22 protein-coding genes are annotated in these 26,310 nt (G+C 68.5%); 6 read left to right on the forward strand and 16 right to left on the reverse strand.

The annotated features are described in order from the left end of the window. Nucleotides 1-103: 103 nt before the first annotated feature. Complete coding sequence (locus LuPra_RS23955) at nt 104-460, forward strand: cupredoxin domain-containing protein (protein WP_157899607.1); 357 nt, start codon at nt 104-106, stop codon at nt 458-460. A gap of 115 nt (nt 461-575) precedes the next feature. Here LuPra_RS23955 and LuPra_RS23960 read toward each other — a convergent pair whose 3' ends face one another. The 4 genes from LuPra_RS23960 to LuPra_RS23975 form a co-directional block, all read right to left on the reverse strand. After that, on the reverse strand, nt 576-1,847 hold the full coding sequence (locus tag LuPra_RS23960) for a glucuronyl esterase domain-containing protein (RefSeq protein WP_234800530.1): 1,272 nt from the start codon (nt 1,845-1,847) through the stop codon (nt 576-578). A 6-nt stretch (nt 1,848-1,853) separates the two neighbouring features. Continuing rightward, nucleotides 1,854-3,005, reverse strand: a complete 1,152-nt coding sequence (locus tag LuPra_RS23965) for a M48 family metalloprotease (RefSeq protein ID WP_110173102.1) — start codon at nt 3,003-3,005, stop codon at nt 1,854-1,856. 59 nt (nt 3,006-3,064) lie between these two features. After that, complete coding sequence (gene smc, locus LuPra_RS23970; RefSeq protein ID WP_110173103.1) at nt 3,065-6,799, reverse strand: chromosome segregation protein SMC; 3,735 nt, start codon at nt 6,797-6,799, stop codon at nt 3,065-3,067. Between the two features lie 294 nt (nt 6,800-7,093). Continuing rightward, nucleotides 7,094-8,716: a S41 family peptidase gene (locus LuPra_RS23975; protein ID WP_110173104.1), complete on the reverse strand. Its 1,623-nt coding sequence runs from the start codon at nt 8,714-8,716 to the stop codon at nt 7,094-7,096. Nucleotides 8,717-8,874: 158 nt separating this feature from the next. On the opposite strand from LuPra_RS23975, the gene LuPra_RS34100 reads away from it, so the two are divergent. From LuPra_RS34100 to LuPra_RS24000, 4 genes are all read left to right on the forward strand, one after another. After that, nucleotides 8,875-9,225, forward strand: a complete 351-nt coding sequence (locus LuPra_RS34100) for a twin-arginine translocase TatA/TatE family subunit (RefSeq protein WP_110174844.1) — start codon at nt 8,875-8,877, stop codon at nt 9,223-9,225. A 27-nt stretch (nt 9,226-9,252) separates the two neighbouring features. Further along, nucleotides 9,253-10,059, forward strand: coding sequence for a twin-arginine translocase subunit TatC (gene tatC / locus LuPra_RS23985; protein ID WP_110173105.1), 807 nt, complete (start codon nt 9,253-9,255; stop codon nt 10,057-10,059). A gap of 201 nt (nt 10,060-10,260) precedes the next feature. Beyond that, nucleotides 10,261-11,967, forward strand: coding sequence for an OmpA family protein (locus tag LuPra_RS23990; protein ID WP_110173106.1), 1,707 nt, complete (start codon nt 10,261-10,263; stop codon nt 11,965-11,967). Between the two features lie 276 nt (nt 11,968-12,243). Then, nucleotides 12,244-13,278 carry a HEAT repeat domain-containing protein gene (locus tag LuPra_RS24000; protein WP_157899608.1) on the forward strand — a complete coding sequence of 345 codons (1,035 nt, stop codon included), beginning with the start codon at nt 12,244-12,246 and terminating at the stop codon, nt 13,276-13,278. A gap of 147 nt (nt 13,279-13,425) precedes the next feature. Here the strand turns inward: LuPra_RS24000 and proS are convergent, their stop codons facing one another. Then, nucleotides 13,426-14,925, reverse strand: coding sequence for a proline--tRNA ligase (proS, locus tag LuPra_RS24005; protein WP_110173109.1), 1,500 nt, complete (start codon nt 14,923-14,925; stop codon nt 13,426-13,428). Nucleotides 14,926-14,933: 8 nt separating this feature from the next. After that, nucleotides 14,934-16,499: an L-aspartate oxidase gene (gene nadB, locus LuPra_RS24010; RefSeq protein WP_234800531.1), complete on the reverse strand. Its 1,566-nt coding sequence runs from the start codon at nt 16,497-16,499 to the stop codon at nt 14,934-14,936. Nucleotides 16,500-16,584: 85 nt separating this feature from the next. Here nadB and aroB point away from each other — a divergent pair, with 85 nt between their 5' ends. Further along, nucleotides 16,585-17,688, forward strand: a complete 1,104-nt coding sequence (aroB, locus tag LuPra_RS24015) for a 3-dehydroquinate synthase (protein ID WP_157899609.1) — start codon at nt 16,585-16,587, stop codon at nt 17,686-17,688. On the opposite strand, the gene LuPra_RS24020 is transcribed toward aroB, so the two are convergent. The 10 genes from LuPra_RS24020 to LuPra_RS24065 all read right to left on the reverse strand — a co-directional run bounded on the left by LuPra_RS24020 (nt 17,685) and on the right by LuPra_RS24065 (nt 26,269). Further along, entirely contained in the window at nt 17,685-19,106 is a 1,422-nt protein-coding gene (locus tag LuPra_RS24020) for a sigma-54-dependent transcriptional regulator (RefSeq protein ID WP_110173112.1), read from the reverse strand. The two genes, aroB and LuPra_RS24020, sit on opposite strands and share 4 nt — an antisense overlap. 82 nt (nt 19,107-19,188) lie before the next feature. Continuing rightward, a complete protein-coding gene (locus LuPra_RS24025; protein WP_157899610.1) occupies nt 19,189-19,797 on the reverse strand; it encodes a hypothetical protein in 609 nt (202 codons plus the stop codon). Nucleotides 19,798-19,884: 87 nt separating this feature from the next. After that, complete coding sequence (locus LuPra_RS24030) at nt 19,885-20,505, reverse strand: hypothetical protein (protein WP_157899611.1); 621 nt, start codon at nt 20,503-20,505, stop codon at nt 19,885-19,887. Next, nucleotides 20,489-21,574, reverse strand: a complete 1,086-nt coding sequence (locus tag LuPra_RS24035; protein ID WP_157899612.1) for a hypothetical protein — start codon at nt 21,572-21,574, stop codon at nt 20,489-20,491. The genes LuPra_RS24030 and LuPra_RS24035 overlap by 17 nt, the downstream gene beginning before the upstream one ends. Beyond that, complete coding sequence (locus LuPra_RS24040; protein WP_110173116.1) at nt 21,571-22,107, reverse strand: hypothetical protein; 537 nt, start codon at nt 22,105-22,107, stop codon at nt 21,571-21,573. The genes LuPra_RS24035 and LuPra_RS24040 overlap by 4 nt, the downstream gene beginning before the upstream one ends. Before the next feature lie 159 nt (nt 22,108-22,266). Further along, nucleotides 22,267-22,818, reverse strand: coding sequence for a PAS domain-containing protein (locus tag LuPra_RS24045; RefSeq protein WP_110173117.1), 552 nt, complete (start codon nt 22,816-22,818; stop codon nt 22,267-22,269). Beyond that, entirely contained in the window at nt 22,818-23,591 is a 774-nt protein-coding gene (locus LuPra_RS24050; protein ID WP_162472817.1) for a prepilin peptidase, read from the reverse strand. The genes LuPra_RS24045 and LuPra_RS24050 overlap by 1 nt, the downstream gene beginning before the upstream one ends. Then, nucleotides 23,588-24,499 (reverse strand): hypothetical protein, encoded by a 912-nt coding sequence (locus LuPra_RS24055; RefSeq protein WP_110173119.1) that lies wholly within the window; start codon nt 24,497-24,499, stop codon nt 23,588-23,590. The genes LuPra_RS24050 and LuPra_RS24055 overlap by 4 nt, the downstream gene beginning before the upstream one ends. After that, nucleotides 24,496-25,302, reverse strand: coding sequence for an ABC transporter permease (locus tag LuPra_RS24060; RefSeq protein WP_110173120.1), 807 nt, complete (start codon nt 25,300-25,302; stop codon nt 24,496-24,498). The genes LuPra_RS24055 and LuPra_RS24060 overlap by 4 nt, the downstream gene beginning before the upstream one ends. 1 nt (nt 25,303) lies before the next feature. Then, nucleotides 25,304-26,269: an ABC transporter ATP-binding protein gene (locus LuPra_RS24065; protein ID WP_110174845.1), complete on the reverse strand. Its 966-nt coding sequence runs from the start codon at nt 26,267-26,269 to the stop codon at nt 25,304-25,306. Nucleotides 26,270-26,310: the final 41 nt, after the last annotated feature.

Raw genomic sequence — 26,310 nt, forward strand, 5'->3', positions numbered from 1 at the left:
GTGAATCGCGGCAACGCAACACGAAAGAGCGCATCCCCTCCCGGATGCGCTTTTCTCGTTTTGGGGGCTTTCGTTGTATCTCTGGAAGTCCATGAGTACCGGAATGACGACCCGTCGCAGGTGGCTCGGACGCTTGCTTGCGTTGTGCGGCGTGGTGCCGCTGGCGCAGCCCGACGACGTCGCCGGCCGCCGGCAGTTCACGATGACGGCGCGCAAGTTCCAGTTCGATCCCGAAATCATCGACGTGCGACGCAACGACATCGTCCGCCTCACGATCACGTCAGCCGACATCGATCACAGCTTCACGATCGACGCCTACCGCATCCAGAAGCGCATCCCGGCCGGGGGCAGCGTGACGCTCGAGTTCCGTGCCGACGAAGTGGGCCGGTTTCCGTTCTACTGCAGCATGCGCATCGATCCCGGCTGCGAGGACATGAGCGGGGAACTCATCGTCAGGTAAACAATCAATTTCAGAATTTCAGAATTTCAAAGTTCATTGACACCGCCAACCTTCGAAGTGCCGAGGTGTAGTGGTGGTGGTGGTGGTGAAATTCTGCAATTCTGCAATTCTGCAATTACCTGAGTTCCCTGGTGACCGTCTCCAGGTACTGCTCCCAGTCGTAGCGCGTGATGTCGTGACCACCGGTGCGGATGTGGTAACGCACATGCGCGCCCACCGGCTTGTCCACGCGTGGCATCTCCGTGACGCCGAGGCCGTTGACGCCGTGCAATCGCCAGACCTCGTCGGCCGCCTGCGTCGCCAGGAACTCGCCGCGCGGATCCGCCCAGCGGTCGTCGATGGCACTGGCGACGTGCAGCACACGTGGCGCGACCAGCGCCAGCAACTGATGCTGGTCGACCGGCATCGCCGACTCGCGCCCGCCGTAGGTCGACAAGGTGCGGCAGAACCAGTGCGGGAACGACGACGTGATCCCGCCGATGGTCTCGCCGTAGATGCGTCGGCTGAGGGCCGCGCCGCCACAGCCGGAGTCATTGGAGACGACCATCGCGAAGCCCTCGTCCTGGACGCCTGCCCACAACGCCGCCTTCCCGAGCCGGCTGTGCCCGATCACGATCGAGCGGCCCGCGTCGAGACCGGGCATGCGCCCGGCGGCATGACGCATCTGCGACAAGCCCCAGGCCCACATGCCGATGGCGCCCCACCGTTCCGCCTCCGGAATGCGGTCCTGCCGCCCATCGGCGAGCGGCGCGATGCCTTGTCGCACCACGGCAGGATCGTCGGGCGCGAGATCGCCGTAGTAGGCCGTCATGACCGCGCAGTCCCGTGCGATGACGAGGTCGATCGGCCAGCGTCGGGCCACGGTGCCGCGTGACGCCTCCGTGGCGCGGTGATTGACGATGCCGTTGGCCTCGCTCGTGCGCATCCATCGCGTGGAGAGCCGGATCGCGGGATCGGGATCCACCGCGTGATTGCCGAAGTAGTTCAGGCCGATGAAGACCGGCACCTGCCGATCGTGGCGCGGGCGATAGACCAGTACGTCGACCGACGCCCGCCCTTCCCACTCGAGCCGCCACTGCTGCCGCCAGGCCCTCCCGTCCAGCACGGCTACCGGCGCATCGACCTCCGAGATGGTCGCCGTCGGCAAGCCAGGCGGCGTGCGCCCGTACATGTGCGCGCCAAAGAGGTCGAGCAACTCCGCCCGGCGCGACCGCCATGCTACCTTCGTTCGCACGGCTGCTCGGTCGGCACCGACGAGGATCGGCGGCAGGGTGTAGGCCGGCACCCGCGCCTCGTCGTAGTTGGCCTCCGGTTCCTGCGCGTGAATCCGTGACGAGGCGAACAGGGCAGCAAGCGTGGAGGTGGCGAAGGTGCGTCGGCTCAGCATGCGGTTCTACGACGGCGCGGACGGTGCGGGACCGGCAGCGCGCCGCGCCGCGGCGATGCGCGCCGGAATCGGCGGATGGGTAAGGAAGAAGGCACGTGTCAACCACGAGTCGTCGTCGCTCGACAGGTTGCGCGTGCCCAGGCGCATGAGCACGCGCTCCAGGATGTCCGGCCGGCCGGTGAGGGCGAGGGCGAACGCATCGGCCTCGGCTTCGTGTGCCCGGGACAGGGCCAGTTGCCAAGGCCGCGTCACGAGCCACACCGCGCCAGCCGCCAGCAGCATCCAGGGCAGCGAAGCGGGATCGGTGAGCCCGGCGGTGCCACCCAGCCAGCGCGCCGGCCCCGCCGCACTCGCCTGGGCGGCGAGGACGGCGATCACGAGGCTCGTCGCCTGCCTGCGGACCCGTTGCCAGGTGTGCCCATGCGCGTGATGTCCAAGCTCGTGCGCCACCACGGCATCCATCTCCTCGAGCGGACATCCGGCGATCAACGTGTCGGAAATCAGCAGGCGGCGCGGGCCGATCACCCCGACCAGCGCGGCGTTGGCGTGATCACCATGCGGCCCGAACACCCATTCGTGCAGGCCCGCCAGCCGCAGCTGGGCTCGCGAAGCCAGCGCATGCAGGCGCCCGGTCACGGCCTCGTCGCGCAGCGGACGCACCCGCGGCGACAACAGGATCAGCCAGGGTGCCAGCAGCATCACGATCGCAGCAACGACAAGCGCCGAGGCCGAGAATGCCAGGCCGGCGAGCCACGGCATCAGCGTAGCCAGGCGCGCGAAGACCCACCAGCCCAACGCACCGCCCGCTACGACGAGCAGGCCCCGCCGCAGGCTGTCGCCCACGTAGGCTCGTCCGGTCACCGCAGGCAGGTTGTACCGCCGGGCGAGACGCCCCTGCCGCCGCAGCGCCAGGGGCGACGCGGCCAGCGCGGGCAGGGCAAGGCTGACGGCCAGGATGGCCGCAGCGACGCCGGTGTCCTTCGCGAATGCGGCGACTGGCCCGGCCGCCGGGCCTACCGCGGCGTCGCCGATGGTCCGCAGAGTCTCCGGCAACGGGCTGACGGCGACCGCGCACAGGATCGCCGTCGCGACAGTGACCTCGAACGCACGGAGGGTGCGTTCGGCCCGACGGTAGCGAGTGCCCTTGTCTTCGTTCACAGTCGAGTCGCCTTCGGCGACCAGGCAGGCTGCAGCCTGTGGCCTGCAGGCTACCTGACCTAGTGGGTCAGATCGAGCCGCAGCACCTTCGACACACCGGGCTCCTCCATCGTCACGCCATACAGGCGGTCGGCGATCTCCATCGTCTTGCGATGGTGCGTGATGAGGACGAACTGCGTGTGGTCCTGCATGCTGCGCAGCATCTCCACGAACCGTCCGATGTTGGCATCGTCGAGCGGCGCGTCGATCTCGTCCAGCAGGCAGAACGGGCTCGGCCGGTACTTGAAGATGCCGAACATCAACGCCATCGCCGTGAGGGCCTTCTCACCGCCCGACAGCAGCTGCACGTTCTGCAACCGCTTGCCCGGCGGCTGCGCGACGATGTCGATGCCGCTCTCGAGGACATCGGCCTGGTCGAGCATGACGAGCCCGGCACGGCCACCGCCGAAGAGCGTGGTGAACATCTCCTCGAAGTTGGCGTTCACAGCCGCGAACGCCTCCGCGAACCGTTCACGCGTCGTCTTGTCGATGCGCGCAATCGCCTCGCCGGTCGATGCGATGGCATCGATGAGGTCCTTGCGCTGCACGGTGAGGAACGTGTGGCGCTGCTCGAGTTCGTCGAACTGCTCGATGGCCATCATGTTGACCGCGCCGAGCGAAGCAATCCGCGCCTTCAGCCGGATAATCGCCTGTTCGGCGCTGAGCACCGGTGGCGCGTCGAGCGCAGCGTCAGCGTCAACGACGGTCTCTGCCTCACCCGGCGTGCCGCCCTCGGCGCCTTCTTCGTCGGCGCCGGCACGTTCGGCCGCGGCGACCGACGCCGCGCTCGGCAATCCCTGCTCGTTGGCGAGCATTTCCGCCATCGCCGCTGCCACTTCCTCGAGGCTCTGGTCGAGGGCCTCGCGGCAGGATTCGGCCAGGTGGCCGAGGTCGGATTCGGCGGTGGCCCGCGCAATCTCGAGCGACGTCGCGAGCGAGCGCACCTCGTCCAGCCCGCGACGGGCATCTCGCGCGCCGTTCTCGTGTTCGCCGAACGCGCCCTGCACCTCGCCGACGCGTTGGTCGGCCTCGATGACGCGGCGCTTCAGTTCATCGAGGGCCGCGAGGTCATCGTCGATCGCCGCGCGCAGGGCCTCGATCGATGACTGGAGCGAGACACGGCGTGCCACCGAGCCATCGACTTCAGCCTGCCGCGCGTTGATGCGCTGAGTGAGATCGGCCGATGCGTCCTCGAGGCGGCGGGCATCCTGCGCGAGCGCGGATGCGCGCTCGACCAGCGCCGCATGCGTGGCGCGCGCTTCGGCGGCACGGCGCCCGACCGAGGCCTGGCGCTCGCGGCCGTCCAGCAGGCGACGCTGCGCGTCGGCGAGTTCGTCTGAGAGCGACTGCTGTTCGACTTCCAGGTCCTCGATGGACCGGCGTGCTTCGGCCTCGCGCGACTCGAGCGTCGCACGTTCTTCCTGCGCGCGCCGGCGTTCGTTGTCGATGAGCTCCATCCGACGAACGACGCGATCGCGCTCGTCGGATGCACGGTTCACCTGCAGTTCGAAGCTGACGATCGACTTCTCGTGCGCGACCTGGTCGGCCGTAAGCGCAGCGATTTCGGAGGTGATGCCGGCGATGACCGCGTCGGCTGCACTGAGGTCACCGGCATGGCGCTCGATGTCGTGGTGGGCCTGCTGGATCTGCTCGCGCAGGCTCTTGATCTCCGCCTTGGTGTGGAGAATCTGGCGGGCGTCGGCCTTGCCGCCCCCGGAGACCAGCTTGGCGCCGCGAAAAACATCGCCCTGCATGGTGACCACGGGTCCGGAGACCTGACGAGCGGCCTGACGTGCCTGCGCGGGCGACTCGGCCAGCCACGCGTCGCGCAGCACCGCCCGCACGTGCGGTCCCGCCTGCCCGTTCACGCGCACCACGTCGAGCAGCGGGCGCACGCCAGCCACCGGAGGCGCCGCGGCCTCGAGTGGCATGACGTCGTCAGCGACAAGGAACCCGACCCGGCCCGCATCGCGCTCACGGACGAACGCGAGACCCGCCTGCACGGTGCCCATGTCGGGCACCACGACGTGCTGCACCACCTCACCGAGGCACGCCGCAACGGCGGTCTCGTAGTCGCCATCCACCTCGAGGGCGTCGGCAACCGATCCGAAGTGCGCGATCCCGCTCTCGTTCGAGGCCAGCAGGAGCCGCGCCCCTTCGCCGTACTCGGCGCGCGCCGCATCGAGCTCCTCGAGGGACTTCAGGCGTGCCTGCAGTCCGGAGACCTCGCGTTCGCGCGTGCGCAGTTCGCGCTCACGCCACTCGCGCTCGATGCGCGCCGTACCCAGCGCTGCTTCGCTCGCCGCCCGCGCGCCTCGCACCTGCTCCAGCGCCGCCTGCGCCTCGCGCAGCGCGCCGCTCGCACGCTCGCGTTCGGTCAGTGCCGCCTCCTGCTCCACGCGCAGATCGTCGCTCTCGACCTCGAGCCGTCCGAGTTCCTGGGCGATCCGATCGCGTGCCTCGATCGCGCGCTCGATGGCGTTGCGCAGGGTGTTGACCTGCGTCATCCCGGCATAGAGCTCACCGCGCGCCTTTTCCACGGCCTGCTCGAGGGCCGCGATTTCCGCGGCCGCGCGCTGCACGGCCACGTCCTCGTCCTTGACGCGCGCGGCGGCTTCGTCACGCTCCGTGTCGGCCTGTCGGCTGCTCGCGCGCCGGCTCTCGAGTTCTTCCTGCGCGGGCCCGATGCGCTCCTGCAGGCGGGCGATCTCCTCCTGCATGCCGACAAGCGCGATGCCGATCGCCTGCACCTGCTGCAGATCGAATTCGAGCTGCTGCTGACGACGACCGCTCTCGAGTTCCTTGGCATGCGCGGCCTGGCGCGCGGCGTTGGCCGCAGCGTCCGCCTCGACGAGTTCGATGCGCAGGCGCTCGAGTGCGGCCTCGACTTCGGCGACGCGTCCGGCAAGTCCTGCCTCGTTGGTCCGCGCCTTCTCCAGGCGGTCCATCGCCGAGGCCATTGCCGATTGCAACGCCTGGTACTTCTGCCCGAACAGCAGCTTCTCCCACTGCCGCAGTTCCTCGCGGAGCGTGCGATAGCGGCGCGCCTTCGCGGCCTGGCGCTTCAACGAGCCGCGCTGCTTTTCGAGTTCGAAGATGATGTCGTCGACGCGGGTCAGGTTCTGCTGTGCGGCCTCGAGCTTCAGTTCGGCCTGGCGGCGGCGCGTCTTGTACTTGGTGACGCCGGCAGCCTCCTCGATCAACTGTCGCCGCTCGGTCGGCTTGGCCGCGAGGATCTGGCCGATCTTGCCCTGCTCGATGACCGCGTACCCCTTCACGCCCAGCCCGGCGTCCATCAGCAGGTCCTGGACGTCGCGCAGTCGCACCACGTGGCCGTCGATCAGGTATTCGCTCTCGCCGGATCGATAGAGGCGTCGCGAGACTTCCACGTCGCGCGCGATGACGATGTCTTCCGTGAGGGTCTCGACCGATTCCTCGAGTTCCTGCGCGACCGTCTTGCGCTGCGGATGGTCCTCGAGCCCGACGCGCGAGATCACCCCGCTCATCTTCAGCTTCACTTCAGCCGTGTGCGTGGGCTTGCGGGCGTCACTGCCGGCAAAGATCACGTCTTCCATGCGCTCACCGCGCAGGCTCTTGGCGCTCTGTTCGCCGAGCACCCAGGTGATCGCGTCGACGACGTTGCTCTTGCCGCACCCGTTGGGTCCGACAATCGCCGTGACCCCCAGATCGAAGGCCAGGTCGGCGCGATCCGGGAAGCTCTTGAAGCCGTTGATTTCAATACGATTGAGGCGCATTTCTGGGCACGCGACAGCGGTGATCGCCGCGGCAGCGGCGTCACGGTCGCTCAGGGGCGGAGTCTAGCAGGCAACAACTAATTGGGGCAAGCGACCAGAGGACCTACTAGATCGTGCGGGTCGGTCGACAAAGGGACATGGGGAAACGAACGAGGGACGAGGACTGACAAGACAAGAGGGTAGAGGTCCAATAACCCAAGGAAGGAGGTGACGTAGGGGCCCCTCCCTGTTCCCTGTTGTTTTGTGACTCTTGGGGTTGCTGTTCCCTTCTTCGTTGTCCCTTCTTGCTTTCGGTCAGGGTGCCTGACGAGAGGCCGTGGCGCCGGCCTTCATGTGCGGAAGGCGAGCCGCCTCGTCGAACTGCTGCAGCGCGAACTGGGCCTGCGGGTCGCGGGCGATCAGGTTGCGCCGCGCCTCCTCCACGCCGAACAGGGCCAGGTCGATGTCGTACTGGATCATCGCCCGGATGAACTGGTTGTCGGCAGTGAAGGCAGCCTCGTCCATGCGGACCTTCCGCGACTCAAGGTACGTGCGGAAGTCGGCCACCATCCCATCGTCCACGGCGAATCCGCGCGACACGGTGCGCGTCTGGCCGTGGCCCTTGATCCGGGTGTCGCCCTGGGCGGTATAGCGGGCGGCGTAGTCGGCAAAGATCTGGCGCGCCCAGAGGGCGCGGCCGAACCGGCTCGGGTTGAAGCCCTCGACGGGGCCGGCAATGTACTTGTCGGGCTGGATGCCACCGCCGCCGTACACTTTGCGTCCGGCATCGGTCAGCTTCAGGTTGGCCGGATCGTGCGGTTCGTCGGCCTTCTGCTCACGCAGGGAGTACGTGAGGTACTCGTCGAAGGTGCCGTCCCACGGACGCTGGATGAGCCGGCCGCTCGGCGTGAAGTAGCGCGCCGTGGTCAGGGCGAGGCCAGCACCCTCGCTGATGCGGTACACGGACTGGACGAGGGCCTTGCCGAAGGTCTTCTCGCCAACGATCAGGGCGCGGTCGTGATCCTGGAGCGCGCCGGAGACGATTTCCGAGGCGCTCGCGCTGTTCCGGTTCACGAGCACGACGATCGGCATGGCGCCGAAATCACCCGGTTCGGAGGCCCGGTAATCCTGATCCGAGTTGCGGGTCCGGCCGCGCGTGTAGACGACCATGTCGCCCTTGGGCAGGAACCGGTCCGACACCTTGATCGCCTGATCGAGCGGCCCGCCGGGATTGTCGCGGATGTCGAGCAGCAGCCGCTTCATGCCCTTGCCGGTCAGCGTCTCGAGCGCGTCGCCCAGATCGCGATCGGTCGTCTCGGAGAAGTCGTTCAGGCGGATATAGCCAGTTTCGTTGCCGATCATGAACACGCCCTTGAGCGTCGGGATGTTCACCTCGTCGCGCTCGACGGCCAGGTCGATCAGCTCGGCATAGCCCTCGCGGCGGAGGCCGACCTTGACCTGTGTGCCCTTGGGACCGCGCAACTGCTTGACGGCCTGGTCGCTCGTCCAGCCCTTGGTGTCCTGCCCTTCGATACGGGCGATCACGTCGCCGCGGCGGATGCCCTTCTTGTACGCAGGCGACCCTTCGAAGAGCGACATGACCGTGATGTCGCCGTCGATCGGGGAAATGCTGATGCCGAGGCCGTAGTACCGGCCCTCCTGGCGCTCGCGCATCTGTGCGTAGGCGCGGGGATCCAGGAAGCTCGAGTGCGGGTCCAGCGTCTGGAGCATGCCGGAGATTGCGCTGTAGACGAGGCGGTCGGATTCGACGTCTTCGACGTACTCCTGCTCCACCGCGGCCAGCGCAGCGGTGAAGACGCGATAGCGATCGGTCAGCGGATCGGAGGTGGCCTGTGCGCGACGGCCGAGCACGCCTCCGACCAGCGCGGAGACAGCGACGGCGAACAGGACCGCGGGCAGCGCGCGGTTTTTCTGCATGTTTGCAGCGTACCACGCGGGTCGGGCGCGACCAACCCGCCAGTGACCAACCGCGCTCCGTCATTGACCCCTCGTTGGCGCCGTTCCTATAATCAATGCTGGTCCAAGCACGACCCGGCTGGTCAAGGTCGCTTTCTGGACCCGTTCAGGAGCGCATGATGTTCGGTTCTCTCGGCATGCCGGAGTTGGTCATCATTTTCGTCATTGCCCTCATCGTGTTCGGACCGCGCAAGCTGCCCGAACTCGGCAAGTCCCTCGGCAAGAGCCTCGCGGAGTTCAAGCGGGCTTCCAACGAATTGCGCAACTCGCTCGAAGAGGAGATTCGGGTCGAAGAGGAGCGGGAACGCAAGCCCGCGCCGACGCCCGTCGCGGCCACGCCGGTGGCGGAGGCCAGCGTGGTGGCCGGCACCGCAGCGGCCGAACCCTGGGTCGACGAACCCTACGATCGCGCCCAGGACGAGGCGCGTCAGTCGGTCGCCGAAACCACGCCGCGCGGCGCCAACCTGTAAGTCGGCACGACCCGCTCACGCTTCCGCATGTCCCTGTCCCCCGTCCCCTCCGCCCCGCCGCCGCCGCGCCCGTTCGATGACGACGAGGAGGACGAAGGGGTCGGCGGGAAGATGTCGTTCCTCGAACACCTCGACGAACTCCGCCAGCGGCTGATCAAGGGCCTGCTGGCCGTGCTGGTGGGGTTCGTGATCGCGATGGTGTTCATCGGCCCCATCTTCGATTTCGTGATGGCGCCCTTGCAGGCCATCCTGCCCGCCGGCGGCAAGCTCATCTACACTGAGCCGACCGAGGCCTTCATGCTGTACATGAAGATGGGGGCACTGGTCGGCTTGATGCTGGCTCTGCCGGTGGTGCTCTGGCAGATCTGGGCGTTCATCGCGCCCGGCCTCTACGCGCACGAGAAGCGCTTCGCCATCCCGTTCGTGATGATGTCGACGGTCTTCTTCATCGGCGGCACCCTCTTTTCGCACTATGTGGTATTCCCCGCCATGTGGCGATTCTTCGCCAGCTTCTCCACCGACACGGTGGTGTTCGCGCCGAGGATCGAGCCGGTCTTCTCGCTCTACGTCCGGATGGCGCTGGGCCTGGGCGCGGTGTTCGAAATGCCGACGTTGATCATGTTTCTGGCCCGCGTCGGCCTCGTCACCCCGCGCTTCCTCATCAGGCACACCAAGTACGCCATCCTGATCATCTTCATCGTCGCGGCGATCGTGACCCCGAGCCCCGACGTGGTCTCACAGTTCCTGCTCGCGCTGCCGATGATCGTGTTGTACGCGTTCAGCATCCTGGTCGCATGGGTATTCCAGAAGCGTGTACCGAAGGTCGAAGCCTGACGAACGACGGGTCGAGTGTCGCGCACTGCATGAGTGGCGACAGTCTTGCAAGGTGATCCGCAGTTGGGACCGGTAAGCCATCGCATCGTCCGTATATACTTACGGATAGGTTTGACGGCAGGGTACGTGGCCGGTACTATGCCGGTAGCGTAATTCCTTCGTACGCGAGTTCGGCTCAGTTCACGATTTGAGGACACGCACATGACACGCCTCTTCAGGGTAGGTCTCGCCGCCACGATCGGTCTGGCGATGGCTGCGCCTGCAGGGTTCGCACAGCAGCCGGCGGCCACCAAGCCCGCCCCCGATGCTGCATCGAGCCCGGTGGTGACCGAGACACGGCCCGCCACCACCACGTTCCAGGGCGATACCGGTCTCTGGTTCGTGCCGCTCGGCGAGGTCCTGCCGGGAGGCCGCTGGTCGGGCAGCGTCTACTACACCAACTTCGATCGCCAGGAAGGCTTCACCGACATCAGCACGGTCCCGGTGACGTTCGGCGTCGGCGTCGGCAAGCGCGCCGAGTTGTTTGCCTCCATCGCCGCGGTGACCCGCATCGATCGCGACATCCGACCGCTTTTCATCGCCGGCAATGAAGCCGGTGGGCCGCTCAACGACTACCCGCGGGTCCGCCAGGGTTGGTCGGGCTCGACCTTTGGCGACATCCTTGTCGGCGGCAAGGTGAACTTCATGTCGCAAGCCGATCAGAAGGCGGTCGCCATGGCGCTGCGAGCGATGGCCAAACTGCCCACCGGCGACACGGACAAGGGGACTAGCTCGGGTCAGGCCGACTTCTTCGTCGACTACATCGTGAGCAAGGAAGTCAACCAGCGGGCCGACGTGTCCGGATACGTTGGCGCCGCGTTCCGTGCCGACGCGGAGCAGAGCGACCAGAGCAACGGCCTGCGGTGGGGCTTCGGAGTCGGGGTCCCGTCGCGCGGCGGCCTACGGTTTACCGCTGAGCTGTTCGGCGAGCGCTACTACGAGGACACGATCAGCTCCGGCGGGCTGACCGGATTCGACGGCAGCCTGAGCGACGGCGTGTTCTCGCTGAAGAGCCCGCTCGACGCTGCACTTGGACTGACCTACATCAGCTCCAAGGGCTTCTTCGTCGGCGGCGGACTCGTGTACAACTTCAACGTCAATTCTCGCGACGAATTCGGGCCGTACGAGTCGGAGTCATCCGATTACCTGAGCGGCCAGATCCGGATCGGCTTCCACCCGGGCGTGCGCGTCTACGTTGCCCCGGCGCCGCCACCCCCGCCGCCCCCGCCGCCAGCTTCGGTGGCCCAGAACCGTCCACCGACGGTCAAGGCTCGCTGCAACCCGTGCACGGTTGAGGTCGGCAAGAGCTCGACCATCACGGCCGACGCGGTCGATCCGGATGGCGATCAGCTCACCTACAAGTGGTCGTGCCCGGCCGGGACCGTTGCCCAGCCGAGCAACCGCGAGTCGCTCTGGACGGCCCCGATGCAGGAAGGCCCCGTGCCCTGCACCGTCACCGTCACGGACGGCAAGGGTGGGTCGGTGAGTGACACCGTCACGATCCAGGTGGTCAAGCCCGCCATCAAGGACTACACCTTCGAGGACGTGCACTTCGACTTCGACCGCTACACGCTGCGGCCTGAAGCGACCCGCATCCTCGACGAGGCCATCAAGGCGCTGCAGGACAACAAGGAGCTGAAGATCGAGGTCGAAGGCCACACCTGCAACATCGGTACGGCCGAATACAACCTCGCCCTCGGCGAACGTCGTGCCTACTCGGTTCGTGACTACCTGGGCTCGCGTGGTATCGGTGCCGACCGCATCCGTACCGTGAGCTACGGCGAGGAGCGGCCCAAGCACGACAACAGCCGCGAGGAGACGCGTCGCCTCAACCGTCGCGCTGCCCTCACGGTCCGCGTGACGCAGTAAGCGCCACCGCCCCGCAACCTCGAAGGCCCGACTGGCGAAAGCCGGCCGGGCCTTCGTCATTTCTGGGAGTCGGGAGTCGGGAGTCGGGAGTCGGGAGTCGGGAGTCGGGAGTCGGGAGTCGGGAGTCGGGAGTCGGGAGTCGGAGTCGGAGTCGGAGTCGGAGCCGGTGCGGCGCTGTCGGGGCAGGCGACAACGTCGCGGCGGCCCGGACCGCATCCGGCAGACAATCCGGCATCTCGGCACTTGATCCCGACGAGGCGGTACAATCGCCGCCGCGTGCCCTCCCGCCCCGGTCAGTCCACGACCCTGCTCGACGAACTACTGGCCGGTCACGACCCCGTGGCGGTCGAGGCGGCCATTGCACGGCTCGCCATCATCGGACGCCCTGCCTTGCGCCAGGTCCTCCAGCGGCTCGCCGAGACCGACGCCACCCACCAACCGCGCCTCCTGCGAGTGCTCGAGCGCATCGGCGATCCCGGGACGCTCGGAGTCATCCGCCCGCTGCTCACCCACGCGGAGCCCGATGTTGCAGTGGCTGCCGTGGACGCCATGGGCGCCCTGCTCGATGCGCGTGATACCGCTGTCGCGGCCGCGGCACTCGACGCATTGACAGGCACCTTGCTCGACACGACCCGGGACGACGCGGTCCGGCTGCGGGCGTTCGAGGCGATCGGCAACGCGGGTGACCGGTCGGAGACCTATGACGTCGACGTGCTCGAACCGTTGCGCGCACAACTGCGGCGTGACGAGTCCGCAGCGCTGCGGGGAGCAGTGAGCATGCCCGGCCCCCCCCCTGTTGCCGCTGACACGCCATCCGGTGAGCAGCTGCTCGAGGTGGCTGCCAACGGCGACCTGCCCGCACAACCGGAAGTGCTGCGACAGACGATCGCGGCGCACGGCGCAGACGCGCCGCTGACGGTCCTGCACAAGGTGATCGAACGGGTGAGAGCCCGCGAAGCCGCCGTTCCGGCCGACGAAGCCGACGCATGGCGCGTGGTGCGCGCCACCACGCACCTCGCGCTCGCCATGCGGGGCAGCCGGCTCGCGGTGTACGACCTCCGCGAGTCCGTCGAGGCACTGGGCTCGCAGACGCCGGTGGGCATGCTGTCAGCGCTGCAACAGATTGGCGACGCGTCGGTGCTGGACGCGGTCGCCGATGCGTGGGCGGGCTCGTCGAACGCGTGGTTCCGAGGCCAGCTGGTCACGATCTTCCGCGCAATCGTGGCGCGCGAGAAGATCACGAAGCGGCACGCCACCATGAAGAAACTGGCGACGCGCCAGCCCGACGCATTCGCCGCCCTGTGGGGATGACTCAGCCATCCTGACGGACTGTCGTCGGTCGGCCGTCGGCCTGCGAAAGATCCGCTCCCCGGGCCATCGATCGCGCCGCGGTCGGGGTGACGTCCGAAGGCCGAAGGCCGTCAGCGACGCCGTCTGACGAAGGCCGACGCGATGGCGTCAGTACGCCTTGGCAAAACAGGCCATCACGGTGGCGGGGCGGCCGGTGACAAAGCAGGTCTTGCCTTCCGCGGACGGCGCGACAAACGGATAGTTGCGGATCGTCGCCTGCGTCTCCGTCTTCACCCGCGCCTCCACATCCGCATCGTCGCACCACGGCGCGTACACGAAACCTGGGCGTGCGCCCGCCATCAGCGTCTTGAACTCGTCGTAGCTCTCGGTGTAGTGCGTGCGCTCCTCGCGGACCTGCGTCGCCCGTGCCAGCAGCGTGGCCTGGATATCCGTGAGCCAGCCCTGCACGTAGACGGAGAGCCCGTCCATCGGTACGAACTGCTTCTCGCGGGTGTCGCGCCGCGCGAGCACGACCTGCTGTTTCTCGATGTCCTTGGGGCCGATCTCCAGCCGCACGGGAACACCGCGCATCTCCCATTCGGCGAACTTCCAGCCGGGCGTGTACGCGTCGCGGTCGTCGAGCATCACGCGGACACCGGCAGCGACCAACTGCTCCTTGATCGCTTGCGCATGCGGCAGCACGGTCTCGCGCCAGTCGCCACGGGGAATCGGCACGATGACGACCTGGTACGGTGCGATGTTGGGCGGCAGCACGAGCCCGCTGTCGTCGCCGTGGACCATGATCAACCCGCCGATGAGGCGCGTCGAGACGCCCCACGACGTGGTCCAGGCATGCTGCTCGACCTTGTCGCGGCCCTGGAACTTGATCTCGAACGCCTTGGCGAAATTCTGACCGAGGTTGTGCGACGTGCCCGCCTGCAGCGCGCGGCCATCGCCCATCAGCGCCTCGATCGAGTAGGTCTTCGCCGCACCCGCGAACTTCTCGGCGTCACTCTTCCTGCCCTCGATCACGGGCATCGCGAGCTCGGTCTCGACGAACTCCTTGTAGACGCCCAGGATCTTCAGCGTCTCCTCCTCGGCTTCGGGCTCGGTCTCGTGCACCGTGTGGCCTTCCTGCCACAGGAACTCCGTGGTTCGCAGGAACGGACGCGTGACCTTCTCCCAGCGGACGATGTTGGCCCACTGATTGATGAGGATGGGCAGATCTCGCCAGGACTGGAGCCACTTGGCGTACATCGTCCCGATGATGACCTCGGAGGTCGGACGGATGGCGAGTCTCTCCTCGAGCTTCTCCTTGCCCCCGTGCGTTACCCACGCCACTTCCGGGGCGAAGCCCTCGACGTGCTCGGCTTCCTTCATCAGCAGGCTCTCGGGGATGAAGAGCGGGAAGTAGGCGTTCACGTGGCCAGTTGCCTTCAGCCGCGCGTCGAGCAACTGCTGGATGCGCTCCCAGATGGCGTACCCATACGGACGGATCGTCATGCAGCCCTTGAGGCCCGGCGTGTAGTCGGCCAGTTCCGCGCGCAAGACGACGTCGAGGTACCAGCGTGAGTAGTCCTCGCCCTGCGACGTGATGGCGGTGACAAACGCGTCGCCCTTGCCGCCGCCCCTGGTGCCCTGCCCCTTGCCTTGCTGCTGTTCGTTCATTGTCGTTGTCAGTCCGCTGTGCGCTGCAGCACGTCGCTGCAGTGATGGCCCCACGTCTCGTCGTGGCGCTCTGGAAAATCGGTACGGTAGTGCCCGCCGCGGCTCTCTTCGCGTCTGAGGGCGGCGCGGCTCATCAAGTAGGCGACGGTGACCAGGCTGCGCAACTGGGCCGCAGCCAGGGTGTCGACCGGCCCGTGGACGCATGCCGCGCGGGCCCGCGAGAACCACGCATCGGCTTCATGCAAGCCCTCAGGCGTGCGGACGAGGCCGAGGTCGCGCCATGCGCGCGCCCGCACCGTCGGGACGTCGAGGTCTGCAGGTGCGGTCATGGGCGGACCCGGTACGACCGGGTCGCAGGCCACCAGCCGGCCGGGGCCCCAGGGTGAACGGCTTCGCGGCGCCTCACCCATCATGGCACCTGCCCGCGCGCCGAACACCAGGCCCTCGAGCAGAGAGTTGCTTGCGAGACGGTTGGCGCCGTGGACGCCAGTACACGCCACTTCGCCTGCGGCGTAGAGTCCGGGCACCGACGTCCGTCCATCGAGGTCGGTGACCACCCCACCCATGACGTAATGGACGGCCGGACTGACCGGCACCGGGTCACGGGCGAGATCGAGACCAGCCTCGCGGCAGGCCTCGGAGATCTGCGGAAAGCGGCCGTGTACGTCGAGATCGGGCAGATGTGCGAGCGACAGGTAGACGGGCGCGCCGGTCCGTTGACGCTCGCGCACGATCGCGCGGGCGACGCGATCGCGGGGGGCAAGTTCGGCCGCCGCTTCGTAGCCGGCCATGAACGCCTCCCCCGCCGCGTTCAGCAGGCGGGCACCCTCGCCGCGCAGCGCCTCGGACAACAGGAAGCGCGGCCGGCCCGGCACGTCGAGGACCGTCGGGTGGAACTGGACGAACTCGAGGTCGGCCACTTCTGCACCCACCTCGAAGGCCATGGCCATGCCGTCGCCGGTCGTGACGGTGGGATTGGTGGTCTGGGCAAACACCTGCCCGGCCCCGCCCGTGGCGAGCAATGTCGATCCGGCCCGAACGACGTGCCGCTCATCGTTTGCGTCACGAAAAGCGGCCCCGACGCAGCGCCCGCCCTCGCAGAGCAGTTCGGTCACGATCGCGTGGTCGATGATCGTGATCGCCGGCAACGCCGCGACCTGCCCATGCAGCACGCGGCTGATCTCGCGCCCGGTCGCGTCCTCGGCGTGCAGCACGCGGCGAACGCTGTGGGCCGCCTCGCGCGTCGGCGCCGGCCGGCCATCGGCGTGGCGATCGAAGCGCGCGCCCCAGTCCAGCAACTCCGAAACGTAGGTGGGACCTTCCTCGACGAGCGCGCGCACCGCGTTCGGTTCGCAGAGACCGTCACCGGCCGCGAGGGTGTCCTCGAAGTGCAGGCGAGGCGAATCGTCGTCGCCCATGGCCACGGCGATGCCACCCTGCGCCCACCCCGTGCTGCCCTGTTCCGGCTCACCCTTCGTGAGGATGCAGACCTGACCCCGGCCCGCGAGCGCCAACGCCGCGCGGAGCGCAGCGATGCCGCTGCCGAGTACCAGGAAATCGGAGTGCGAGGTCACCAGACCCTGCTATCCTACCACCCGCTTCGCGCCCGCCTTCGCCAAGGCTACGGCGGACAGGCCAGCGTTTTCCGGGCCTTTTCTCATGCTCCCTCACGTCATCGAGGTCCACACCCGATCCGCCCAGGTATCGCGCATCGCGATCGGCCCGGGTCTGCTCTCGTCGCTCGGCGCAGCCATCGCCGAGGCCTGCCCGGGCGCGTCGCGCCTGGTTGTCGTCTCGAGTCCGAGGGTCTGGTCGCTGCACGGCCCTGCCGTGCGCCACGGCCTGTCGCTCCTTGAGGGTGCGGACGAGGCGCCGGTGATCGTCAACGACGGCGAGAAGGCCAAGACGATGGCCACGCTGGGCAAGGTGCACGACGCTCTCGTCATGCGCGGCGTCGACCGGAAGGCGGTCCTCGTCGTCGTCGGCGGCGGGGTGATCGGTGATCTTGCCGGCTTTGCCGCGGCCAGCTACCTTCGTGGGATCCGCCTCGTGCACGTCCCCACCACGGTCGTGGCGCAGACCGACAGCGCGATTGGCGGCAAGGTCGGCGTCAACCACCGCCTGGGCAAGAACCTGCTGGGAGCCTTCCACCAGCCGGCACTGGTGGCGGTGGATCCTGCGGTACTCGCCACCCTCAGTCGGCGGGAATTGCGGGCGGGGCTCTACGAAGTGGTCAAGTACGGCGTGATTGCGTCGGCGCCGCTGTTTGCGCGGTGCGCCAATCACATGGACGCGCTGCTCGATGGATCGCCGGATGCGCTCCTGCCGGTGATCACGGAGTGCTGTGCGATCAAGGCCGATGTCGTGACCAAGGACGAGCGCGAGGACGGCCTGCGGCGGATCCTCAACTTCGGACACACGATCGGGCACGCGCTCGAGGCCGTCACCCAGTACAGGCTGCTCCGTCATGGGGAAGCCGTCGCTTACGGCATGAAGGCGGCGGCGGCGATCGCGGTCGCCCGCAGCACGTGGACGGCGGACGAGCACGCCACGCTCGTGCGCCTGCTCGATCACATGGGTCCCCTCCCGGCCATCGGCGGCCTCGATGCCGAGGCCGTCATCGCCGCGACGCGGCGTGACAAGAAGGTCGTCGCCGGCACCCTGCACTTCGTCCTGCCGACGCGCATCGGCGAGACGACGATTGCCACCGATGTCGACGAGGCGCAGGTGCGCCTGGGCCTGCGCGCAATCGGGATCGGCTAGCTCGGCTTGGGCGCGAGCTTGAAGTCGCGGATGCGGGCCAGCAGCAGCCGCGGCGGGATCTGCAGCGCCGACGCAGCCCTGGCGTGATCCCATCGCGTGTCGTCGAGAGCCTGCTGAATCTTTCGCCGCTCGACTTCCATCAAGACGCGCCGTGACACGTCCGGCAATGTGCCGGTCAGGTCGAGCTCGTCCCACGGGTCGCGCGTCGCGGCCGCCTGCGCCTCTCGCGACTGTTCGCCGGCCCCGAGGTTCAGGTGCTGCGCGTGAACGGTATCGCCCTCGGCGAGGATCACCGCCCGCTCGATGCAGTTCTGCAACTCGCGGACGTTGCCCGGCCATCCGTGGGCCTGGAGTGCGGCGGTGGCTGACGAGGACAGGTGGGGCGGACGCTTGTTCTGCTCGCGTGCGAACCGCTCGACGAAATGACTCGCCAGCAGCGGTACGTCCGAACCGCGCTGCCGCAGCGGCGGAATCGTGATCGGGAAGACCGACAGACGGAAGAACAGGTCCTCGCGGAAGGTGCGCGCCGCCACTGCCGCGCGCAGGTTGCGATTGGTGGCCGCCACGAGGCGCACGTCGACATGCAGGGTGGTGTTGCTACCGACACGCTCGAAGCTGCGATCCTCCAGCACGCGCAACACCTTGGCCTGGAGGCTGATGGGCATCTCGCCGATCTCGTCGAGAAACAGCGTGCCGCCGTGCGCGATCTCGAACCTGCCCGGCTTGCGCGCGTTTGCCCCGGTGAAGGCGCCCTTCTCGTGGCCGAACAACTCGGTCTCGAGGAGCGTCTCGGGAATGGCCGCACAGTTGATCGCGACAAACGGCCCGTCGGCTCGATCGCTGTGCGCGTGGAGCGCACGGGCAAAGAGTTCCTTACCCGTACCACTCTCACCGCCCAGCAACACGGTGGTGTCGGTCGGCGCCACCCGCCGCAGGCTGCGCAACACCTCGAGCAGCGCCGAATGCTCGCCGATGATCGTCGGCGCCCCGTGACGCGTGCCGAGCGCCTCCTTCAGCAGCAGATTCTCGGTGACGATGCGTCGCTGTTCGATGGCGCGGCTGACGGTAAGGACGAGGTGCTCATGATCGACGGGCTTGGGCAGGTAGTCGAGTGCGCCCTCTTTCATCGCCGCCACGGCCTCCTCGATCGCGCCGTAACCCGTCATCAGCAGGACAGGCAGCGCCGGGTCGAGTTCCTTGGCGGCACGCAACACGCCGAGACCATCGCCCTGCGGCAGGCGCAGGTCCGACAGGACCAGTGACGGCCGCTGGAGCCTGAGCGACTCGATCGCCGACGGCTCGTCGGCGGCCTCGACGACACGGTAGCCATGGCGTGACAGCACCGTGGCGAGCACGTACCGCAGGTCTTCGTTGTCGTCCACCAGGAGGACGTCGGGGGTCTCGCGCGAAGCGGCCATCGAAGTGGCGACAGATGGCTCCCCGGCGTTCACGAACACAGACGACTCCGAGCCCCCGGGAAGTCGGTGAGGCGGCGCCAGTCTACTGGATCCACGCCGGGGGCACGCCTGCGACGCGCGCTTCCTGGACGAAGGCGGCGCGATCGGACTGCGCGGCTGCCTGCTTCTCCTCGGCCTGCGTGATCTGAACACGCAGTTCGGTGCGCTCGGCCTGCGCACGGGCAGCGATCGCCGGATTGGACGCCTGTGACTCGAGCGAGAGGCGATCGGACAGCGCCTTCAGTTGCCGCACCTGGGCATGCGCCGCTGCCAGCGCCGTATTGATGCGATCGGCTCGCGCCCGCCACCCGGCTTCGTCGTCTGTCGGGGCCGCGGCCTTGGCAGGCGCTCCGTCCTTCGCTGCCGGCTTGGCCGCAGCCGCCTCATCCTTGGGGTCGGCCGTGTCGCTCGCCGCGGGCTCGGCGGCGCCGCCACCCGTATCGGTCGCAGCCGCCGAACCGGGCGCCCCCGGCGGCGCGACGACGGCTGACGCCGGCAGGTCGGCGTTGGTGAGCACCTTGCCTGTCTTCCCAACCTGCTGGCGACGGGCGGCTTCCTCCCGCGCCACGTCCGCCAGCGATTGCGCCATCGCGGGGCTCGCCATCACCCCCAGGAGAATACCGACCAGCACGCCGGCGATCCGTCCAGCCATCCACGCCTCCATGTCCATGCCCGCGGCGACCCGTGCCCGGGACAGTCGTCCTTCGCATGATCGGCCAAAAGCGCCGCAGGTTGAGCCTCAGCCCCCTGTCGTCCTCCAGGCGGCCAGCAAGATCGGCCGGCCGGCGCCAGTCCGCCACACCGTGGCACTGGCCTCGCCGCGCGCCTGGCCGCCAACATGCGCCACGGCGGCGAGCATCAGGCGCTGGTTGCCACTGCGCAGCGGCTGCCCGTCGCCCTCGGGGTCGTCGGCGACCCAGACCAGGACCGATGGATTCCGGCCACGAGCTGGCCACTGCCCCAGCACGCCAGCAGCATGGCAGGCCCAGAGCGGTTGCCAGACCGGCGTGTCAGGCCCCCATCGGCTCGAGGCATTCATCGCGTCCTGCAGCCAATTCCGTTCCGTCGGCTCATCAGCAGGCACGACCGCCACCGGAGACGATGGGCAAGGCAGCGTGAGGGGCAGCGCGACTGCCAAGGCATCGACTGCTGTCCAGTCGGGCTGTTGGCCCAGCGCCATCGCAACCGACTGCAAGGCCGACTCGGCGAGCCGGCTTCCCAGGAGAGCCTCCTCGTTGGCCGCTCGCATCTCGATGTCGGTCCGTACGTGGCCTACGAGCCAGCCGGTCACGCCCACCAGGAACGCGGCCAGCAACAGCACGCCCGGCAACGCTACCCCGCGCTCACTGTGTCCACGCAAGGTTCGGCGCCAGGACGAACGTGTCGAGTTCCACATCGCGCACCTCCTGTCCCGCCCAGCGCGCCTGCCCCGGACGGGCAAACCACTCCGAGGCCCTGCCCCGGACGGCCGGGGACGCGGCCTGCAGGCGCAGCCCGATGCGCACGGCCTTCACGCGCAGCAGGTCGGCATCGAAGCGCCACACGCCAGCACCGCACCAGGGCCCGTCCATCAGGGCAGCGACGGTCAGCTCGACGGGCGGCCCCGGGACGGGCCCCAGGAGGCCGAGCCTTGGCGTCCCGTCGGCCAGAACGGCGCACGTATCCGTCCCTGCGACGGCCGGCCAGCGCGGTGCTCCCGCCGTCCCGTAGTACCTCACCCGCATCCCCACCACGTCATCTGTAAGTGGTTGGCTGGCGGCCGCGTTCGCTGCCAGCCGGAGTTGCTGCCTGACCGCGTCGAAACTCAGCGTCCGAGTGACGACGGCGGCGGCGGTGGCGGGGAGTGCGAGGGCCTGGTCGGGAGGCGTGTCGAGGGTCAGGAGCAGGCCCTGCACACCCGCGAGGGTGCCGATCACCATCGCGCCATCGTGCGCATACACGATGACCAGGTCGCCACGGTGGAATCCACAGGACGGGTGGGTGCCGCACGCGGGGTGCCAGGTGAGCAGCACCACCGGGCTGCCCGCCGGCACCGCTGCCGCCAAAGGTGCCTGCGCGGCGCGGGCCTCGACGTGTACCAGCGACAGGCGATCGGCCCAGGCGGTGCCCGCTGGATCGGGCGAGCCCAGCACCCGACGCGGAATCAACGCGGGCACTGCATGGACCAGCGGCCCCTCGCCGATCAGGTCAGCACCGGCTCCGGCGCTGCTGACGATGTCGGCAAGGACGGACTCGGTGCCGCGTGTGCGCTGTTGCAGGTCGGTCGCCTCGGGCACGGCCCGGACCACATCGAGCACCGGCGGAAGCGCCGTGGAGACGATCGCGAGCGTCGCCAGGGCGACGCAGGTGGCGATCAGCAGTTCGAGGAGCGCCGCGCCTCGGCAGGCGGATACCGCTTTCACAAGACAGGGTGCGTGAGCGTTCGTCATGGCACCTCCGTCCCCCAGGGACACTGCAGGCCCACGGCACGGGAAACGCGATCGCCAATCGACGGAGCGAGCGGCGCGGCTTCGACCCAGAGTCGCAGGCACCCCTCAGCACCGGTCGCCACGATGCCCCAGCGGCGGCTGAAGCGGGCTCCGGGTGGTACTTGCGTGCCGGACGCCAACCACGCCCCGTGCTCATCCAGCCAGTCCACCCATGGTGCGGTCGGCGCCTGCAGTGGTGTCAGCCCCGTGGGTTGGAGTCCAGGTCCGCCAGGGGTGAACACCTCGGCCTCGTCGAGGCGGGAGCGATCGTCGGCGATCACGCCGGACGGGAGTGACGCGTGCGTGAGTGCCTGCAATTGGGCGAGGCGCTGGCGCGCGAGGTACGCGGCCACGAGATCCGCGCGCGCGGCGGTCGTGCCGGCGACCGCAGTCGTCACCAGGGGGAGGACGCCCGTGAGGACCGTGGCGAGCAGGGCTGCGGCAATCACGGCCTCGAGCAGGGACGACCCGCGTGCGCAACGCCAAGGCACCATGCCCTTCGTCGTGGCAAACGATGGGCCACTCGCGATCGGTGCATATTGGCGCGGATTGCTGCGACTCGTGTCGAGTCGATCGCGATTTCGGAGAGGTCGACGCGGGTCGCGGATCGCAGCTTCTGCGAGGTGCCCGCCGACGTCGGGAAGGGGATGCGACTAGGAGACGCGCTCGACGTGCACCAGGTACAACACGCCGTCGACGTCGCCGTCCGAGTCGCGCAGCGGCACGGCGATCACGGGCACGGCTGCGCCCGGCGCTCCGGGGCCAACCAGCGAGGCATCACGACGTGCGTCGGCACGCAGGCAGTCCTGCGCCACGGCCCGGAGCGACTCAGTGCCATCGAGGGTCCAGAGCACTTGCCCCTCCACCGATTCCCGCAGTCCGAGCCATCGCAGCGCCTCACCGTTGGCGACGCGCAGATTGCCGTCGCGGCCGAGGACGAAGAGCCCGTGCGGCAGGCTCTCGACCACCTGGTGCAGGAACCCGTCGAGGGCCTCGAAGCGCGCCTGTTGTGCGAGCTCCTGGCCACGCATGCGTGTGAGGGCGTCGGTCATGGCCGACGCCAGGCCCGCCTCGCTGGTGCGGCCGCGGAAGCGAGCCGCCTCGAGGTGCGCCTGACGACGGGAGGCGCGGCGCAGCGCGTACGCCAACAAGGCGCTGAAGAACACCAGCGGGGCGACGAGCCACAAGTAGGTCACGATCGGCATCAGCGGTAGAACCCAAGATACCAGTCCAGGACCGGTTGTCCCACGAGGGACGCCGCCAGCGCGGCCGGGGCCAGGAATGCGCCGAACGGGAGCGCGGTGGTCCTGGCGTCCGCCTTGAAGGCCAGCAGGATGGCACCGATGAGTCCGCCGGCGATGGAGGAGCCTACCAGCGTCAGCAGCATGAGCGGCCAGCCGAGCACGGCGCCAATCATGGCCAGCATCTTCACGTCGCCCATGCCCATGCCTTCGACGCCGCGAAGGCGCTCGTAGGCCTCGCCAGTGGCCCAGAGGACGCCGCCGCCGAGCAGCACGCCGATGAGCGCGGACTGGAAACCCGGCGGGAACACGAGCGCCGATGCGATCAGCCCGGCCACGGTGCCGCCGACGGTGACCTCGTTGGGCAGGATCCGGCAGTCGAGGTCGGTGAAGAAGAGCACGAGCAGTGCGGAGGCGAATGCCAGGCGCACGAACAGCAGCGGCTCCCAGGGGAACAGCAGGCCGTGCGCGGCCCACAACCCGGCGTTGAGCAGTTCGACGAGGGGATACCGCCAGTGGATGCGCTCGCGGCAGAAGCCGCAGCGGCCGCCGAGGGCGATCCAGCTCACCACCGGGACGTTGTGGTACCACCGCAGCGGGCGTTGGCAGGATGGGCAATGGGAGGCCGGGAATGCGACCGACAGGTCGCGCGGCAGCCGGTAGATGCAGACGTTGAGGAAGCTGCCCACCAGCAGCCCCAGTACGCCGAGCAGCACGGCCGCGGCCACTGGCGTCACTGGATGGCCTTTCGCGCGGCCGACAAGCCCCTCGGCTCCGCCGGGAGTGGCCACAGCGGCGACTGCCGACCCACGTCGACGCGTCCGGAGTTCATGTCAATCGCGTAAGGGACGCCTGTCGGATCGATGGGAATGGTCGTCAGGATGCCAGCCTGCAGCAATTGCACCCACGACCAGGGCGCCGTGAGACCGCCCAGGCGCGCGCGGGCGAGGAGCGCCTGCAGCTGATCGACCTGATCGAGCGCGTCGAGCTGGACCAGGCGGCGCTGCGCATCGCGGCGCAGGAAGTCGTTGTCGGGCGTCTGTGCGAGCGCGCGCCACAGCAGCCGCGACGTCTTCCGGTCACCGCCCTCGGCCAGCGTCACGGCCGCGAGCGACTGCATCCACCACGGCGAGCCCGGTACCGCGGCGCCCTTCGAGAAGGCGGCGGCGGCCTTCGTATAGTCGCCGGTCCACCAATAGTGCACGAAGCCGATGTCCTGGAAGTACTGCCATTGATCGGGAGTCGCGGCGACGCCCTTCTCGAGCAGGCGGACGGCGAGATCGGGTCGGCCCGGACCACCCGGTGGCGCTTCGGACAGGAAGATTGCGCCAAAACGGTACGCGACGACGAAACGCGGATCCAGCGCTGTCGCGAGATCGAGGAACGGGTACAGGTTCTCGAACGTGCGTGGCCCGGCGGTCCTGAGCCGGGTGGCGCCGAAATCCTGCAAGGCGCGCATCCAGTACAGGTCGGCGGCGAGCATGTCGAACGACAGCGCCACGCGCTTGGCCACGGCCGGGGTCTGCAGGTACAGGACGGCCGGCAGTTCACGCTCGGGACGCAGCCGGATCGTCATCGTCTGCAGCGGCATCGCCGAGGCCAGCAGGACCGAGGCGCCGATCAGCCAGGGAAGGCGTCGCGTCACTTGAAGTCCCGTCGCTGGAAGATCGCGACTGCGATCGACAACATGGCGGCGCTGTACACGATGCCGTAGCCGACCGATGCCAGGACCTGCGCTGCCGGGACCGGCATGCCATGCACCACTTCCGCCTTGATGTCGAACAGCGCGAGGTTCGGCAGCACCCACGAGACCAGCCATGCCCCCCATGCCGTCGCGCCTGACGCGCCGACCTGCTCGATCGCCCGAAGGTCCCCCACGAAGTGGCCAGCCACCCAGATGGCGGACGTGAACGTGGCCGACAGCAACGCCGACGAGTAGGTCGAGAACAACAACGCGATGGCCGTAACGACCGCGAGTTCGACGTAGATGAGCGCGAGGGCAGCGAGCAGCCGCGGATCGAGGGCCGGGGCGGTCCAGATCGCCTGCACGCCAGGCGGGGTCAGGGCGCCATAGACGGCCAGGACCGCGAACAGCGCGACGGCCATCACGACGATGTTCACGCCGAGCGTGAGCAACAACCCGACGTACTTCCCGAGGAGGAAGGTGGGCCGACTCACCGGCTTGGAGAGCGTCGCATGCACGCTGCGGCGCTCCACCTCGCGCGCCACGAGCTGGATGCCGATGAACACCGCGATGCCGACCCCGAACAGCAACGACGCGGCGAGCCCGAGGTCCTTGATGATCTTGACGTCCTGCCCGGCCGCCAGTTGCCCGATTACCAGCGAGGCGCCGACCAGCAGCACGGCAAACAGCAGCAGGTTGTAGAAGACGCGATCCCGCACGGCCTCGCGAAACGTGTTCAGCGCCACCGCGCGCACCAGGCCCATATCAGGCCACCTCCGCGCCGGGCACGTCGCGGCGCTTGCCCTCGACGTGCTTGAGGAAGACGTCCTCGAGGGTCTCGCGTACCGGCTGCAGCGACAGGACGCGGGCGCCGGCAGCGCTTGCCAGTTGCAGCAAGGGCTCGGGCGCCTGGGCTCCGGGGATATGCGCCTGGATTCTACCCGCCGCGAGCACTGTCAGGGTCGCGCCCGCCTCGCGGAGCCGCGCCTCGAGGGCAGGACTGGTGCCGTCGAGCAGCATCTCCCATGCCCGCACGGAGAACTCCACGAGTTCGGTCATGCTACCGAGGGCCTGCAGACGACCGGCGGCAAGAATCGCGACGCGGCTGCACAGGGTCTCGGCGTCCGACAGGATGTGGCTGCTGAAGACGACGGTCTTGCCCTCGTCGCGCAGCGACAGGATCAGCGCACGCACGTCGCGTCGACCGATCGGATCGAGGCCCGACATCGGCTCGTCCAGGATCACCAGGTCAGGGTCCTGGACGAGCGCCTGCGCCACGCCGAGGCGCTGCACCATCCCTTTCGAATAGCGGCGGACCGCCATCCGCCGTTCGGCGCCGAGCCCCACGCGGTCGAGCAGGATGGTGCCGCGGGCACGGGCGTCTGCCGGACGCAGTCCACAGAGTTGCCCGAAGTACGCCAGCAGTTCTTCACCGGTCAGGTAGTCGTACAAGACCGGATTCTCGGGAAGGAATCCGACACGGCGGCGGGACGCGACGTTGGCGACCGGCAGCCCGAACAGGTGTGCCGTGCCGGAGGTCGGCGCGACGAGCCCCATCAGGATCTTGAGTGTCGTGCTCTTGCCGGCGCCGTTCGGGCCGAGACAGCCGAAGACCTCGCCCGGCGAGACCGTGAGGCTCAGCCCGTCCAGGGCACGATACGGGCGCGGCCGCCAGAAACCGACCGGGTAGTCCTTCGTGAGGCGATCGACGGCGATGACCGGTTCAGGCATGTCGTGCGAGCAGGTGCCGACCACACGAGGGCAGGCGCCTG

This window comes from Luteitalea pratensis, from assembly GCF_001618865.1.
In the GTDB taxonomy this organism is placed as follows: Bacteria; Acidobacteriota; Vicinamibacteria; order Vicinamibacterales; family Vicinamibacteraceae; genus Luteitalea; species Luteitalea pratensis.

Excerpts from the sequence above, each read along its gene's own strand:
- LuPra_RS23955 (WP_157899607.1), top strand. The coding sequence starts at position 104 with ATGACGACCCGTCGCAGGTGGCTCGGACGCTTGCTTGCGTTGTGCGGC.
- LuPra_RS23960 (WP_234800530.1), bottom strand. The coding sequence starts at position 1,847 with ATGCTGAGCCGACGCACCTTCGCCACCTCCACGCTTGCTGCCCTGTTC.
- smc (WP_110173103.1), bottom strand. The coding sequence starts at position 6,799 with ATGCGCCTCAATCGTATTGAAATCAACGGCTTCAAGAGCTTCCCGGAT.
- LuPra_RS23975 (WP_110173104.1), bottom strand. The coding sequence starts at position 8,716 with ATGCAGAAAAACCGCGCGCTGCCCGCGGTCCTGTTCGCCGTCGCTGTC.
- LuPra_RS34100 (WP_110174844.1), top strand. The coding sequence starts at position 8,875 with ATGTTCGGTTCTCTCGGCATGCCGGAGTTGGTCATCATTTTCGTCATT.
- tatC (WP_110173105.1), top strand. The coding sequence starts at position 9,253 with ATGTCCCTGTCCCCCGTCCCCTCCGCCCCGCCGCCGCCGCGCCCGTTC.
- LuPra_RS23990 (WP_110173106.1), top strand. The coding sequence starts at position 10,261 with ATGACACGCCTCTTCAGGGTAGGTCTCGCCGCCACGATCGGTCTGGCG.
- proS (WP_110173109.1), bottom strand. The coding sequence starts at position 14,925 with ATGAACGAACAGCAGCAAGGCAAGGGGCAGGGCACCAGGGGCGGCGGC.
- aroB (WP_157899609.1), top strand. The coding sequence starts at position 16,585 with ATGCTCCCTCACGTCATCGAGGTCCACACCCGATCCGCCCAGGTATCG.
- LuPra_RS24020 (WP_110173112.1), bottom strand. The coding sequence starts at position 19,106 with ATGGCCGCTTCGCGCGAGACCCCCGACGTCCTCCTGGTGGACGACAAC.
- LuPra_RS24025 (WP_157899610.1), bottom strand. The coding sequence starts at position 19,797 with ATGGCTGGACGGATCGCCGGCGTGCTGGTCGGTATTCTCCTGGGGGTG.
- LuPra_RS24035 (WP_157899612.1), bottom strand. The coding sequence starts at position 21,574 with ATGACGAACGCTCACGCACCCTGTCTTGTGAAAGCGGTATCCGCCTGC.
- LuPra_RS24040 (WP_110173116.1), bottom strand. The coding sequence starts at position 22,107 with ATGGTGCCTTGGCGTTGCGCACGCGGGTCGTCCCTGCTCGAGGCCGTG.
- LuPra_RS24045 (WP_110173117.1), bottom strand. The coding sequence starts at position 22,818 with ATGCCGATCGTGACCTACTTGTGGCTCGTCGCCCCGCTGGTGTTCTTC.
- LuPra_RS24060 (WP_110173120.1), bottom strand. The coding sequence starts at position 25,302 with ATGGGCCTGGTGCGCGCGGTGGCGCTGAACACGTTTCGCGAGGCCGTG.
- LuPra_RS24065 (WP_110174845.1), bottom strand. The coding sequence starts at position 26,269 with ATGCCTGAACCGGTCATCGCCGTCGATCGCCTCACGAAGGACTACCCG.